Raw genomic sequence first — 14,247 nt, 5'->3', positions numbered from 1 at the left:
AGACCCGGGGCCCGCAGCCCCCGCCGCCGTACCCGCCCGCACGCCGCCTATGCGGGGGCGCGACCACTGGTCGCGCCGCCTCTTCTTCACTTGCTTTTGGCTGTGCATCCCGAAGCTGTACAGAGCTGTACACCCCAAATGCGCGGTCCGGTATCCGAAGTCTTTGCTCCAGCACCTGGGGACCGGCTCGTGGGGGAGCGGACCTTCGGGTCGGGCGCAGGGGTCGCTGAGAACACCTGTGCCCACTGGATATGGAGATTGCGGTAACGGTCGGGAGGGCCCGCCTGGTCGGCTCGCCGGAGCCGTCCGGCTAACTGCTTCTTAGGCGGGAGCCAGTCATCTTCACGGAGTTCTTCTTCGTCTCCGTCGTACCGATCGTCGGCGTAAGCGGCGTAAGGGTCCGGTTCCTTTTCAGGAGGCTCAATGTCCACCTCGTCCTGACGACCGCCCCCGAGTTCGCGCTCCAGCGCTCGGATGTCGGTGTTAGGCGTGTGGTACTTGAGCTTGCGGGCCACTTTGGTCTGCTTCGCCTTAGCTCGGCCTCGCCCCATGTTGGCTCGACCCCCTCGCACAGAAATCATCGGGGCAGCCAATAAGGTGCCCCGGAATGCTTGCAATCTCTTCGTGGCTCCTACGGTACAACCTTGGAGCGCAGGACTGCATCCCGGCCCATGAGTTGGGTGCCACAGATTACCGGCGATGACCACCAGACCGGGACGAACAACCGCCCGAATCGTGAGACTCGTTTTCGCTTTGCGAAGGCGTTCGGCGACACCCCGTGACTGCTGATCCCCCGGTGCGCACTGCCGCGCACCGGGGAATCACCGGCTCGTCGGGACCGGCCCGGCGAGGAGGCTCCCGCTAGCGGAAGAGCCGCACGCGCTGGAGGCGGCCGACGGCGGCCATGCGCTCCTCTGCGAGGGCGTCCGCGGCGGCGACCGGGGTGGTGCCCTCGCCCTTGGCCCGCTCCAGGATGCGCGAGGTGGTCCCGAAGATCCCGGCGGTGCGCCGCTCGGCCCGCTTGAAGTCGAACGCGCCGTCGTACTCGTCGGCGACCTGGATGACCCCGCCGGAGTTGACCACGTAGTCGGGGCAGTAGAGGATGCCGGCCTGGTCGAGCTCGGCCGCGATGCCGGCCTCGGCCAGCTGGTTGTTCGCCGCGCCGCACACGATCTCGGCGTCCAGGGTCTTCAGCGACTGCTCGTTGAGGACCCCGCCGAGGGCGCACGGGGCGTACACGTGGATGCCGGAGGCGATCAGCTCGTCGGCGTCCGCGACGATCCGCACCTGCGGGTGGTGGCTCTTCGTCCAGTCGATCGCGGCCTGGTTCACGTCGCAGGCGACGACCTCGGCCCCGGCCTCGAGCAGGTGCGGGATGAGGTGGCGCCCGACCTTGCCGAGCCCGGCCACGCCCACGGTGCGACCGGCCAGGTCCACCGCGCCCCACCGGTGCTGGGCCGCGGCCCGCATCCCCTGGAACACGCCGAACGCGGTGAGGATCGAGGAGTCCCCGGCCCCGCCGGCCTCCGGGCTGCGCCCGCTCACGTGGCGCGTCTCGCGGGCGATGTGGTCCATGTCCTCAACGTAGGTGCCGACGTCGCAGGCGGTCACGTAGCGGCCGTGCAGCGACTCCACGAAGCGGCCGTAGGCGCGCAGCAGCGCCTCGCTCTTGTCGGCGACCGGGTCGCCCCAGATGACGGCCTTGCCGCCGCCGTGGTCGAGCCCCGCGATCGCGTTCTTGTAGGCCATGCCCTCTGAGAGGTGCAGCACGTCCTGGAGGGCCTCCTCCTCGGAGGCGTAGGGGTAGAAGCGGGTGCCGCCGAGGGCCGGGCCGAGGGCGGTGGAGTAGATCGCGATGATCGCGCGCAGACCCGAATCGGGGTCGTGGCAGAACACGACCTGCTCGTGGCCGCTGCCGTCGAAGATGCTCATGGCTTGCTCTCCAGTTCGTTCTCGCGGGGGTGTCCCTGCGCCGCCGTCGCTGCGGGCACCACCCAGGGGGGCGGCCGGGTCTCGGCCGACACTCTTGTCGTAGCGCGGGTATGCCTACGCCCCCAGCATATGACTATGGAAGTATTCGCTTCGTGTACGCACCGAACGCGTCCTATCTGCGCGTCTATGAGCCGGCGGGGGCGTTCGTCGACGCCGACTACTGGCGTGCGTACGCCGCGTCCGGGCGCGCGGTCGACCCCCTCGAGGGGCCGCGGCTGCGCCGCGAGGCGCTGTACGAGCGCATCGGGTGGCCCTGGCGCGGCGTGCCCTCGTTCCCGCGCGACGCGTACGTCATCGACCGCGGCCGCGACGGCGATCCCCTCATCTGCCCCTGGAACCTCCGCTACCGGATCGCCGCCTCCGCCCTGGAGGTGCGGCGGCTGACCCCCGAGGCCGTCGCCGACGCCCTGTTCCCGCCCGAGTTCCTCTCCTCCGCGGCCGAAGTCGTGGAACTGGACGACGGCGCCGACCGCCACGACGCGCCCGCGGACTCACACGAGCACGTCGCGTCCTGGTCCGTGCCGCTGCGCTGGTTCGCGGCCGTGCGGGCCGAGGACCGCGAGCTGGTGATCCAGCGCGGCGTCGCCCAACTGCGCTACCGCACCCCGATCGCCAAGGCCCGCACGGGGCTCGTGGTCGCCCGAAACCTGGTGCGGGCCGAGTTCGGCGAAGGCGCCGAACTGGCCGAGGCCCTCGCCGAGACCGGCGACTGGCTCGACGGCTTCCACCGCGACTCGGTCGTGGAGCTCGACTACGGCGGGCTCGCCGCCCGCATGGACCCCGAGGAGCTGCGGGCCGAGGACTCGGTGGACCTCACCTGGCAGGCCCTGGACCATCTCGGTGCTTCTGAGCCGGAAGAGGCGCAGGACTGCTATGCCCGCCTTGTTGACCGATGGCGTGATCGTCGTCTCGCGGAGCGTTTGAACTTACCTCGGACACTGCGGCACGGCGAGCCCGCTGCCAGGGCATTCGCATGTGGAGTGATCACTCGGATGAGGGCACCGAGCGGAAAGTCCAAGCAAAATCGGCCGTTCGGCCTATGTCGGACATCTACGACAGGCCGGACGATTGCAGAAGGAACGAATCAAGGCTCGGCGCCGGTGATTCGCAGCCCGTCTGTGGAGGAGAAGAACGATGACGACAGAGCTGAACCTTCCGGTGGAATCCGAGGCCCTGCTTACCCCGTCCGAAGTCGCCGCGATGTTCCGCGTCGACCCCAAGACGGTCACCCGTTGGGCGAAGGCCGGCAAGATCTCGGCGATCCGGACCCTCGGTGGCCACCGCCGCTACCGCGAGTCCGAGATCCGCGCCCTGATCAACGGTGACATCCCCACTCAGCGCGTCGCCGCTGAGTAAAAGAGCAGCGGAGGTGCCACCGACCAGGCACCACCACTGGCAAGCAGCAAGTAGCGCCGTGACCACACGGCGAAGGAACCAAGGCCGGACCACCCTTCCGGCCACCCACGGCGAAGCCGGTGAGCCGCCCCTGCGGCGCAGCATGCGAACCGTGAACGCAATGCCCCATCGAAGCCGCGGACGTCGGCGCCGCGGATTCTGACGATCGAGGTCGCGGGCCCTCCCTCAGGGCCCGCCTCCTCACCGCGAACCGGCCGCGCCTGCGCGCACGGATCGCCCCGCAGCCGTAAAGCACTGCGCCCCAAGCGACCAGCCTTGCTGCGCACACGCACCGAAACCCCGCCCCGCGCAGCCGGACCCGGCCCCGCCCTCGCGCCCCGGTGGCCGCAAACCCCCCGATCCCCTCCCGCACGCGGGCATTCCCGATGCGCCGCCGGAGAGCACGTGCCACGCTTGAAGCGTGACTCGCACGAAGAGCCTCGCCATCGCCACCGCCGTCGCCGCGGTGGTCCTCACGTTCGCGCTCGGGGTGCCCCTTTTGAACAAGGCCGTCTCCCCCACGGTCGACGTGGGCGGCGAGACGTTCACCCTCGCCGGCGTCACCCTCACCGCCCCCGACGAGGTCCGGATGCGCCCCGGCTACTACCAGCCCGGCTCCGGCCGCGTCGAATTCCTTGTGGGCGAAGCGGAAGTGGACATCGCCGTCGCCGGACCCTACGACTTCGACGCCGAGTACCTGGCCGACGAGATGACGCGCCTCCTCGAGGTCCAGCCCGGCGTCCAGCTCACCGAACCGCGCGACTGCGCCGCCGACGGCGTCGAGGGCGCCGGGCGCAGCTTCGTGACCGAGACCGGCGCGGGCTTCGCGTGCGCCTTCGTCCACGACACGATCCGCGCTGAGGTCACGGCCACGGGGTCCTCGCTAGACTCAGCCACTGTGGACAGAATCGACGCGCTCATCGGCCAGCTGTCCTTCGGGACCGCCTGACATGCGGATCGACCCCGCCTCCCCCGTGCAGTGGACGGCCCTGCTGCTCATCGGCGCCTCGGGCATCCTGCTCCTGTACAACACCCTCCCGGTCGCCCTCGCCTACCCGCGCGCCGGCACGACCGCCCTGGTCCTGTTCTCGCTCTTCGCGATCCCGTTCTGGTGGCTGCGCGGACGCGTCGCCGACCGGCTCGCCCTCCCGGCCGCCGCGCTCGCGATCGGCCTCGTCTGGGGCGCGACCGTGGCGGTCATGACGTCCCTGTTCGGCTCGCGCGCGCTGCACGGGCTCCTCGCCACCGCGAACGGCCCGGCGTGGGCCGAGCGGTGGTCGCCGGTGCTGGCCGCGCCGGTGGTGGAGGAGGTCGTGAAGGCCGCGGGCGTGGTCCTGGTGGTCGCGATCGCGTGGGGGCGGGTGCACGGCGTGCTCGACGGGATCGTGCTGGGCGCGTTCTGCGGGGTGGGGTTCCAGATCGTGGAGGGGTACGCGTTCGCGATGTCGAGCACGGTCCTGAACCGGGCCGGGGACGTGGTCGAGCCGGTGGTCGCGGTGTTCATCGTGCGCGGGGTGCTCGCGGGGCTGTGGAGCCATGCGGTGTTCACGGCGATCGTGGGCGCGGGGGTGGCGTATGCGGCGACGCGGCGGACGATGCGGTCGGTATGGGTGGCGGCAGGGGCGCTGGCGGGGGTGATCGTGCTGCACGCGCTGTGGAACTCGCCGCTGCTGCGGGACGGGCTCGGGCTGGGCGCGCTCGGCGTGCTGGCCGGGGTGATGCTCAAGGGCCTGCCGGCGGTGCTCATCGTGTGGTGGCTGGTCCGCTGGGCGAAGCGCGCGGAGGCGCCGGTGGCGAGGGAGCCGGAGGCGGCTTGAGGTGTTTGCGCAGGTCGTAGCGGTCATACGGGTGGCCCCGGGTACCCGCCCAGTCCCACCTTCACCACTACCAGTGAAAAGGACACCCTCCCATAGGGGTCCGACATTTTTTGAGATGCGAGGAAGTCTCGGGGTTCTGGAGGTAACGATGCCGCCCCGGTCTGAGCGCGCGGTACCGGAACGGCATTGCCGGTCTCGGCGAAGCTTGCGAGCCGTCAATGTGCTCGGCAACGTAACAATGCCGCCCCGGTCTGAGCGCGCGGTACCGGAACGGCGTTGCCGGTCTCGGCGAAGCTTGCGAGCCGTCAATGTACTCGGCAACGTAACAATGCCGCCCCGGTCTGAGCGCGCGGTACCGGAACGGCATTGCCGTTGCTCGGTCGCGTCCGTCGCTCAAGGCGTCCGCTCCCACATGGCCCGCATTTCGTGCGTCCGGTCCGCGGTCGACGCGACGGTTCTTGGCGCGAGCCGCGTCGTCGTGTTCCTGGCCGGCCGCTCGGGGACGGGCCTACGGTAGGCGATTCGGCCCTGGCACCGGCGGTGAGTGGACCTGGTGGTCCTTCCGGCGCCTCACTTGGTGACGAGTGAGGTTCGACCCAGGGCCGCCGATATGAGAATCGGCGCCGACCGAGCATCGTGAAGTTCTCTCAGTTCCGACGCTACCAGTACCCGGGGCCTTTGTCACCGACTCGGGAGTTCGAATCGTCCCGATTCGTCGGTGCCGATCAGGCCCTCGGTGATGAGCTGCGCGACGGCCTCGTCGAGCATCCTCCGATCCGGCCACACGGCGTCGATCCGCGCCCGCTCCACCGGCCCCTCGGCCTCCCTGAGCAGGGCCATCACCTCACCGCGCACATGCCGGTTGGTGCCCTTGTACTTCTGGCGCTTGCGGCTCGGCCCCGCCGGGACCTCCTGGCCGGAGAACCCGCACACGTCGCTCACCGGGCACGCGCCGCACTCGGGCGCGCGCGCCTTGCACACCAGCGCGCCCAGCTCCATGAGCGCCACCGAGACCCGGGCCGCGGTCGGCGCGTCATCGGGCAGCAGCGCCTCGGCGGCCGTCAGGTCCGCGCGGGTGGTGGCGGTGCCGGCGTCGCTCTGCCCGCCGAGGCGGGCGACGACGCGGCGCACGTTGGTGTCCACGACCGCGTGCCGGCGGCCGTAGTGGAAGACCGCGACCGCGGCGGCGGTGTAGACGCCGATGCCGGGCAGCTTCACGAGCTCGACCGGGTCGGCGGGCACGACGCCGCCGTGCTCGGTGGCGACGATCCGCGCGCACTCCTGCAGGCGCAGGGCCCGGCGCGGGTAGCCCATGCGGCCCCATTCGCGCAGGACGTCCGCAGTCGGGGCGGCGGCGAGGTCGGCCGGAGTCGGCCAGCGGGCCATCCAGGACTCCCACACGGGGGCGGCGCGGGCGACCTGCGTCTGCTGGCTCATGACCTCGGAGACGAGCACGCCCCACGCGGTGGTCCCCGGTCGGCGCCAGGGCAGTTCGGTGCGGTTGTGGGCGTCGAACCAGGGGAGGAGCCGGCCGCTCACGGTGTCGGGGGCGGGCAGGGTCGGCAGGGTGTCGGCGGCTCGCATGCCTCCCATTGTGGGCGCGGGGTCCGACATGCGCTCGGGAGGGTCGTCCGCAGCGGGGCCGCGGCGTTTCGGCTCGGCCGGACTCGCGTGTATTTCCGCTCGCATGCCGCTTCGCTGCGTTAGCGTCCCGGCGTGCAGGGTTTCAAGGGCAAGTTCGTGAAGGGCTCGCAGCCGGAGTCGGTCTACTGGAAGCGGCGGGCGATCGTGGCCGGGGCGGTGCTCGCGCTGGTGGTCCTGGTCGTGCTCGGGCTCAGTGCGCTCGGCGGCGGTGAAGAGGGGCCTGAGGCGAAGGGCGACTCGGCCCAGAACGAGTGGCAGCCGCCGTCCGTTTCGTCGACCGTGAACCGGCCGTACGTGCGGGAGACGCCGACCGCGGCCGAGCCGAGCGACTCGCCGTCCCCGACCGAGCCGGCGGTGGTGGCGTGCTCGCCCGACGACCTCATGCTGCAGGTGGTGGCCGCGTTCGACGAGGTGCGGTCGGGTTCGGAGGTGCCGGTGAGCGTCCTGGTCGCCAGCGGCGCGGACACGGCGTGCACGGCGAACCTGCGGGAGGTCGCCGTCGAGTTGACCGCCGGTGCGGACATCGTCTATTCGACCGCGCACTGTGAGACCCCGCAGGGCGAGGAGGTCCAGTTGAGCGACGGCGCGGGCCAGACCGTGGAGTTCACGGTGGACGGTCTGGCGTCGGAGGAGGCGTGCTCGGGCGCCCGCCGGGAGCTGCCCGCGGGCGAGTACGAGCTGCGGGCGCGGCTGGGCGAGGCGGTCTCGGCGCCGACGAACCTGCGCCTGACCTAGCGGCCGGCCCGCTGCGCCGGGCGGTCCTAGAGGTACCGGTCGAGGATCGAGACCTCGGCGAGGCGGGTCAGCGACTCGCGGATGCTCTGCGCCCGTCCGGGGCCGATGCCGTCGACGTCCTGCAGTTCCTCGACGGTGACGCCCAGGAGTTCGGGGAGCGCCCCGAAGTGGCCGACGACCCGTTCGATCACGGCTTCGGGCAGGCGCGGGACCTTGGCGAGCATGCGGTAGCCGCGGGGGCTCACGCGCCGGTCGAGCACGTCGGGCGAGTTCGGGTAGCCGAGTGAGCGGGCGACCGCGATGAGGTCGAGCAGTTCGGGGGAGCCCATGCGGTCGACGTTGCGCAGGGCCTTGCGGTGGTCGGCGCCGTCGGGGAGGTAGTCGCGGACGATGAGTTCGCGGTCGGTGTCGACGCCGGCCATGAGCTCGTCGAGCTGGAGGGCGAGGAGCCGCCCGTCGGTGCCGAGTTCGATGACGTGGCCTTCGACCTCGTCGGCGATGTGGCGGGCCATTTCGAGGCGCTGGAGGACGGTGACGGCGTCGCGCACCGTCACGAGGTCTTCGATCTCGAGGCTGGAGAGGCTGCCGGCGACCTCGTCGAGGCGCAGCTTGTACCGCTCGAGGGTGGCGAGGGCCTGGTTGGCGCGGGAGAGGATCTGCGTGGACGGTTCGAGCAGGTGGTGGATCGCGCCCATGTACAGGCCGATGGTGTGCATCGACTGGCTGACGGAGATGACGGGGAAGCCGGTCTGGATGGCGACGCGTTCGGCGGTGCGGTGCCGGGTGCCCGACTCGTTCGAGTGGATCGAGGGGTCGGGCATGAGGTGGACGCCGGCGCGCACGATGCGCGAGCCGTCGGTGGTGATGACGATCGCGCCGTCCATCTTGCACAGTTCGCGCAGGCGGGTGGCGGAGAACTCGATGTCGAGCTCGAAGCCGCCGGTGCAGATCTCCTCGACCTGGCTGTCGCAGCCGACGACGATGAGGGCGCCGGTGCGGCCCCTCAGGATGCGCTCCAGGCCGTCGCGCAGCGCGGTGCCGGGCGCCATGGTGGCCAGGGTCGCGCGCAGGCCCTCGTCCGGGATCGACGCCACGGGTACCCCCAAATGCTGGACGGTCCGCCGGCGAGAGTGGCCGGGCGGTTGAGGCGACCTTCGGTCCAGGGGCGTGGGACGTCAGGTCGCCTCCAGTGTACGGATCACCAGCACGGGTCAGGGAGCGGCATTTGGGGCGAGCCGCGCATCCCGGGCCCGGCCCCCGGATGGCCAGGGCCGCGACGTGCGGGCGCGCAGCATTTCGCTCAGGGCGAACAAACCGGCGCGTCGCGCCTCAGAGCCGGTCGACGACCTGCACGTGCCCCGGCGCGAACGAGGCCAGCCGCGCCAGCAGCTGCTGCGGTTCGAGGGCGAAGTCCTTGCAGCGCACCGCGAGATCGAACCCCGCGACCAGTCCCTCGGTGGCCCGGTTCGCCTCGCGCAGCACTGAGCGCCCGAGGAACCCGGGCCGGTCGGAGCCGCCGCGCCCGAGGTAGTTGTCGGCCGCGAACAAGAGGTACGAGGTGCCGCGCCGCTTCGACCCGACGTGGATCGCGGCCAGCTCCTCGATGTTGCTCCACGGGATGAGCAGGCTCTTGCCGAACCCGGCCCGCACCCGCAGCCCGAAGTGGTTGACCATGAGTTTCGGCGGCCGCACCAGCGGCACGAGGAAGCTGGTCGCCCCGAGCACGGCCATCACGGTGAAGAACCCGGGCAGTCCCGCCACCGGGTTCGGCTCACCGGAGTCGAGCGTGGCCGGCTCGGTGCGCACGAGCAGGTACAGGCCGGTGATGAACGCGGCGCACGCGAGCGAGTAGAGCACCAGCGTGGAGATCCGGCGGGTCGGCGAACTGCGCTCGATGGCCACCCATTCCGAGCTCCTGCGCACGGCTCACCTCCTCGGCGGCAACTCTAGCGAGACGAGGCGACACACGCCACGGACGTGAGACCGTCCACCGCGGTGGACGACGGCTCCTAGGCTGGCCCACCATGTACCCCGCACCGGCTTCGACGCCGTCACCGGACGCGACGCCCGTCCCCATCGGCCGCCGCATCGCCTGCAGATGGGCGTGCTTCGGCGCCGCCTCCGCCGCGCTCGCCGTGCTCGGCGCGGTCCTCACGGTGCTCGCGGCCGTGGACATGGCCCGGCCGGGCAGGGGCCCGTTCATGTCGTTCGGGAGGAGCGCCTTCCTGCTGCTCTTCTGCGGCACGCTCGCCTTCGTCTGCCTGCGCATGGCCGAACGCCACCGCCACCTCGCGATCAGCACGGACTTCGCGGGCCTGTGGATCACCGAACGCGACGCCGGCGCCGTCATCGCCTGGAACGACGTGGCCGCGATCGGCCTCCACGAGTACGCCCTCACCGGCTCCTCGTCGCGCTTCTTCAAGTCGTGGTCCATCGAACTGCGACTCCACGAACCGCTCGAGCCGGGCGACCCGCTCCTCGACAGCTTCGTCCTGCCCGCCGACCCTCCGCGGTACATGATCCGGCTCCCGCACGGCACCCGCATCGACGCGATGGCCGCCGTCCGGGCGCGCGTGCCCGAACTCTGGCAGGAAGCGCCCGACGCCGACTGAACGTGCTCAGCCGGCGCGCAGCCACACCGCCGCGTCGGCCGGGAGCCGCTTTCCTTGCGTCCCTTCGAGTGGCGCGCTGGCGAGGAGCGGTTCGCCCGCCGGGACGTCGATCTCGTGGTCCGTCAGGTTCACCACGCACGTGAAGCCGGGGTCGCGCTCGAACGCGAGTACGCCCGGTTCGCTCTCCAGCCAGCGCATCTCGCCGTCGCCCAGCGCCGGGTCGCTGCTGCGAAGGCGCAGCGCGAGGCGGTAGAGCGACAGCATCGAGTCGGGGTCGCCGAGCTGCCGGGCGGCCGTCATGTCGCGCCACTCCAGCGGCTGCGGGAGCCATGCGCCGCCCGTGCCGAACTCGAACGGCGGGGTGTCCCCGCCCCAGGGCAGTGGCACGCGGCAGCCGTCGCGGCCGAGGTCGCGTCCGCCGGTGCGGGCGAACACGGGGTCTTCGCGCAGTTCGTCGGGGATGTCGAACACTTCGGGCAGGCCGAGTTCGTCGCCTTGGTAGACGTAGACGCCGCCGGGCAGTGCCATGGTCAGCAGTGCCGCGGCCCGGGCCCGGCGGGTGCCTGCGGCGAGGTCGGTGGGGACGCCGTGCTCGCGTTTGAGGAACATGCTCTTGGTGCGGCCGTAGCGGGTGACGTGCCGGGTGACGTCGTGGTTCGCGAGCACCCAGGTGGGCGGGGCGCCGACAGTGGCGTGGGTCGCGATGGTCTGGTCGATGACCGCTCGCAGGGCCCCGGCGTCCCACGCGCACTTGAGGAACTCGAAGTTGAAGGCGGTGTGCAGTTCGTCGGGGCGGAGGTATTGCGCGAACCGTTCGGGGTCGCGGACCCAGATCTCGCCCACGAAGACCCGGTCGGGCCCGTACTCGCCGAGCACGCGCCGCCAGTCCCGGTAGATGTCGTGCACTTCCGGCCGGTCCTTGTCGGGTTCCTCGTATGGGCCGCTGACCCCTGCGCCGCCCATCCCTGCACCACCGGCACCGGTGTCGGTGGACGTCGGCGCGCTTTCGAGTCGGCCGCGCTTGTCCGGCAGTCCGGCCTGCTTGACGAGCCGCGCGGCGACGTCGATGCGGAAGCCGTCCACGCCCCGGTCGAGCCAGAACCGCAGGATCGACGGGAACTCGGCCCGCACTTCGGGGTGCTCCCAGTTGAGGTCGGGCTGGGACGAGTCGAAGAGGTGGAGGTACCACTGGCCGTCCTCCACTTGCGACCATGCGGGGCCGCCGAAGCGGGACTGCCAGTTGTTCGTCTCGTCGCGGAAGTGGAACCGCTCGCGCGCAGGCGAACCGGGGCCGTCGCGCAGCGCCTGCCGAAACCAGGGGTGGAGGTCGGAGGTGTGGTTCGGGACGATGTCGACGATGATCCGCAGCCCGAACCGGTGCGCCGCTTCGATGAGCCGCTCGGCGTCCGCGAGGGTGCCGAAGGACGGGTCGATGTCCCGGTAGTCGGCCACGTCGTAGCCGCCGTCGTTCATCGGGGAGACGTACCACGGGTTGATCCACAGTGCGTCCACGCCGAGCTCGCTCAGGTATCCGAGCCGCGATTCGAGGCCGGCGATGTCGCCGATCCCGTCCCCGTCGCCGTCCGCGAAACTGCGCAGGTACACCTGGTAGATCGCCGCGCCCCGCCACCAGCTCATGTTGCCTCCCAATGGATCGTACGCCGTTCGAGCCGTCTTTTCCCCGCGCCGGAGGTGCGTCCTGGCGGGCAGCCGCTGCGCCGGGAAGCATCCGGCGGCGACGGACACGGTGCCGGCGATCGACCCGGCCATGAGCACGGTGCCGGGCGCGTCTTGCGAGGGCGCCGCAGTGTCGCAGGCGGGTCCTAGGCTGTCGCAGTGATCGTCTGGCTCGCCTCGTTCCCCCGCTCCGGCAACACCTTCTTCCGCATCGCGCTCCACCGCCTCTACCGCGTACCGACCTATGTGGTCTACGACGTCGACGGCGTCGCCGCCCGGATCGGCCCCGAGCTGATGGACGCCCGCGCCCGGCCCAGCACCTTCGACGAGATGCGGGCCTCCGACGACGTGCACTTCGTCAAGACCCACCGCCGCCGCGACGACCCGGTGATCGCCGCCGAGGACCGGGCCGTCCACCTGGTGCGGGACGGCCGCGACGCCGTGGTCTCCTGGGCCCGCCTGAACACCGCCCACCTCGCGGGCGCAACGGATCACAAGGAGCGGTTCGCCGCGGAAGCCCGCTCGATCATCACCCGCCGGACCGGCGGCACGGGCGGTTGGGGCCAGAACGTGCTGTCCTGGCACCGCTCGGCGAGCCCGGACCCGATCCGGGTCCGCTTCGAGGACCTCATCGCCGACCCGCGAGCCGCGGTCGTGGCCGCCGTCGCCCAGGCCGCCCCGGGCCTGGCGCCCGACGAGCACGCCTCGATCCCCACCTTCGGCGAACTCCACGACAGCGAGCCCGGCTTCTTCCGCTCCGGCACGACCGGAACCCACCGGAGCGAGCTGCCGCCAGACCTGCACGACCTGTTCTGGGAGACACCGGACAACGCGACCGCCATGCGGCTCACCGGCTACCGGTGAGGGCCGGCGTTCACCACCCTGCGGCTTCGCGGGCGGTCGTCTCGAGCCGCCCGCGGTACGCGGCCCACCAGGCCTCGCCCTCCTCGGGCACGAACTTGAAGTCGTGGCGCAGCCCGGTCGACCCGTCGATGAGCTCGCGCACGATGTCGGCGTGGCCGGCGTGGCGGTTGGTCTCGCCGATCATGAGCACGATCATCTGATGGAGGGTGACCTCGGCCTGCTCGGCGGGCCACCACGGGACGCGGCCCGGGGCCTCGAGCCCGAGCGCGTCGATCGTCGCGTCCGAATGCGCCCAGACGCGCCGGTAGAACGCGGTGATCTCCTCACTGGTCTCTTCGGCGCGCGCCCACAGGTCGCCGTTCGGTTCGTCCACGTCGTGCTCGAACCACCACGGGGGATCGTCCACCGGCCGGCCGAAGGCCTCGCCGAGGTAGCCCGATTCGATGCCCGCGACATGCTTGACCAGGCCGAGCAGGTTGGTGCCGGTCGGAGTCATCGGGCGGCGCAGCTGGTACTCCCCCAGGCCCTCGAGCTTCCAGAGCAGGCCCTCGCGGCAGTCCCGGAGGGCGCGGTGCAGTCGTGCTTTCGCGTCGGTCATGCCCCCGATCGTGGCACGCGGGTGCGACGCCGCCCTTGCGAACGGGACCGCGCGTCCTAAGCTCGGCCCATGTTCAACACCGCTGACCGAGAACGACTCCGCGACACCCTCATCGCCGCCGCCGAGCACGACGGCGGGGTCGTCGGCGCCGCGCTCGTCGGCTCCGCCGCCACCGGCCGCGAGGACGCCTGGTCCGACATCGACCTCATGCTCCAGATCGAAGGCGACCCCGACGCGGTCGCCGAACGCTGGACCGCCCGGTTCTACGCGGAGCACGGGGCGGTGCACCACCTCGACGTCATCGCCGACGGCGTCCTCTACCGGGTGTTCCTGCTCGACTCCTCGCTGCAGGTCGACGTCTCCTTCTGGCCCCGCGACCGCTTCCGCGCCACCGAGCCGGGCTTCAAGCTCCTGTTCGGCACCCCCAACCCGCCCACGGAGCCCAGGGCGCCCGACCGGACGCACATGACCGGCATGGGCTGGCTCTACGCCCTGCACGCCCGCTCGGCGATCAAGCGCGACCGCCACTGGCAGGCCGCCATGATGCTTGACCACCTGCGCGACACCGTCCTCGCCCTCGCCTGCGCGCGCTTCGGCCTCAACCCCCACCACGGGCGCGAAGCCCACAAGCTCCCGCCCGAGATCCTCGCCGCCCTCGCCGCGGCCCGGGCCGCCTCCGTGGACCGCGAGGAGCTCACGCGGTCGAACACGGCCCTGCTGGAGTGCTTCGCCGCCGAGGTCGCCGCACACGACCCGGCACTGGCCCGAAGGCTCCAGCCCGCCCTCGGCAACCTCAGGCTCTGACCCGCGGCGGCGGTGTCAGCGGCGGTGTCAGGCCGGTGTCAGCGGCGTGCAAGACCGGACGCCCATAGTTGGCGCATCAACGAGGAACACCTCACCGAAGCGCTTGAAG

13 protein-coding genes and 2 pseudogenes are annotated in these 14,247 nt (G+C 71.4%); 8 read left to right on the top strand and 7 right to left on the bottom strand.

Features of this window, described 5'->3' with window-relative positions; translation table 11 throughout:
- Positions 1-335: 335 nt before the first annotated feature.
- Positions 336-551 (bottom strand): annotated as a pseudogene (locus QWI33_RS29375) (DUF3073 domain-containing protein); the annotation flags it as partial.
- A 310-nt stretch (positions 552-861) separates the two neighbouring features.
- Positions 862-1,932, bottom strand: coding sequence for a Glu/Leu/Phe/Val dehydrogenase dimerization domain-containing protein (locus QWI33_RS13955; RefSeq protein ID WP_289957750.1), 1,071 nt, complete (start codon positions 1,930-1,932; stop codon positions 862-864).
- Positions 1,933-2,042: 110 nt separating this feature from the next.
- Here QWI33_RS13955 and QWI33_RS29610 point away from each other — a divergent pair.
- The 4 genes and pseudogenes from QWI33_RS29610 to QWI33_RS13935 form a co-directional block, all read left to right on the top strand.
- Positions 2,043-2,891 (top strand): annotated as a pseudogene (locus QWI33_RS29610) (DUF8083 family protein); the annotation flags it as partial.
- Between the two features lie 235 nt (positions 2,892-3,126).
- Positions 3,127-3,348: a BldC family transcriptional regulator gene (locus QWI33_RS13945; RefSeq protein ID WP_289957748.1), complete on the top strand. Its 222-nt coding sequence runs from the start codon at positions 3,127-3,129 to the stop codon at positions 3,346-3,348.
- A gap of 460 nt (positions 3,349-3,808) precedes the next feature.
- The gene (locus tag QWI33_RS13940; RefSeq protein WP_289957747.1) at positions 3,809-4,336 is read left to right on the top strand and encodes a hypothetical protein; all 528 of its coding nucleotides are present in this window, start codon (positions 3,809-3,811) and stop codon (positions 4,334-4,336) included.
- Position 4,337: 1 nt separating this feature from the next.
- Positions 4,338-5,204, top strand: a complete 867-nt coding sequence (locus tag QWI33_RS13935; RefSeq protein WP_289957746.1) for a PrsW family intramembrane metalloprotease — start codon at positions 4,338-4,340, stop codon at positions 5,202-5,204.
- Between the two features lie 681 nt (positions 5,205-5,885).
- Here the strand turns inward: QWI33_RS13935 and QWI33_RS13930 are convergent.
- The gene (locus QWI33_RS13930; RefSeq protein WP_289957745.1) at positions 5,886-6,788 is read right to left on the bottom strand and encodes an HhH-GPD family protein; all 903 of its coding nucleotides are present in this window, start codon (positions 6,786-6,788) and stop codon (positions 5,886-5,888) included.
- Positions 6,789-6,920: 132 nt separating this feature from the next.
- Between QWI33_RS13930 and QWI33_RS13925 the strand changes: the two genes are divergently transcribed.
- Entirely contained in the window at positions 6,921-7,583 is a 663-nt protein-coding gene (locus tag QWI33_RS13925) for a hypothetical protein (RefSeq protein WP_289957744.1), read from the top strand.
- A 26-nt stretch (positions 7,584-7,609) separates the two neighbouring features.
- Here the strand turns inward: QWI33_RS13925 and disA are convergent, their stop codons facing one another.
- Positions 7,610-8,746, bottom strand: a complete 1,137-nt coding sequence (disA, locus tag QWI33_RS13920) for a DNA integrity scanning diadenylate cyclase DisA (RefSeq protein ID WP_435367583.1) — start codon at positions 8,744-8,746, stop codon at positions 7,610-7,612.
- A 166-nt stretch (positions 8,747-8,912) separates the two neighbouring features.
- Positions 8,913-9,506: a hypothetical protein gene (locus QWI33_RS13915; RefSeq protein WP_289957742.1), complete on the bottom strand. Its 594-nt coding sequence runs from the start codon at positions 9,504-9,506 to the stop codon at positions 8,913-8,915.
- 101 nt (positions 9,507-9,607) lie between these two features.
- On the opposite strand from QWI33_RS13915, the gene QWI33_RS13910 reads away from it, so the two are divergent.
- Positions 9,608-10,195 carry a hypothetical protein gene (locus QWI33_RS13910; RefSeq protein ID WP_289957741.1) on the top strand — a complete coding sequence of 196 codons (588 nt, stop codon included), beginning with the start codon at positions 9,608-9,610 and terminating at the stop codon, positions 10,193-10,195.
- A gap of 6 nt (positions 10,196-10,201) precedes the next feature.
- Here the strand turns inward: QWI33_RS13910 and QWI33_RS13905 are convergent, their stop codons facing one another.
- Positions 10,202-11,833, bottom strand: a complete 1,632-nt coding sequence (locus QWI33_RS13905; protein ID WP_289957740.1) for a glycoside hydrolase family 13 protein — start codon at positions 11,831-11,833, stop codon at positions 10,202-10,204.
- Positions 11,834-12,031: 198 nt separating this feature from the next.
- On the opposite strand from QWI33_RS13905, the gene QWI33_RS13900 reads away from it, so the two are divergent.
- Positions 12,032-12,736, top strand: coding sequence for a sulfotransferase domain-containing protein (locus tag QWI33_RS13900; protein WP_289957739.1), 705 nt, complete (start codon positions 12,032-12,034; stop codon positions 12,734-12,736).
- A gap of 10 nt (positions 12,737-12,746) precedes the next feature.
- Here the strand turns inward: QWI33_RS13900 and QWI33_RS13895 are convergent, their stop codons facing one another.
- Entirely contained in the window at positions 12,747-13,334 is a 588-nt protein-coding gene (locus QWI33_RS13895; protein ID WP_289957738.1) for a DinB family protein, read from the bottom strand.
- A gap of 69 nt (positions 13,335-13,403) precedes the next feature.
- On the opposite strand from QWI33_RS13895, the gene QWI33_RS13890 reads away from it, so the two are divergent.
- Entirely contained in the window at positions 13,404-14,138 is a 735-nt protein-coding gene (locus QWI33_RS13890) for a nucleotidyltransferase domain-containing protein (RefSeq protein WP_289957737.1), read from the top strand.
- Positions 14,139-14,247: the final 109 nt, after the last annotated feature.

Source organism: Glycomyces tritici, assembly GCF_030403505.1.
Note: the sequence above shows the minus strand (reverse complement) of the source record. Positions and strands in the feature narration are given on the sequence as shown.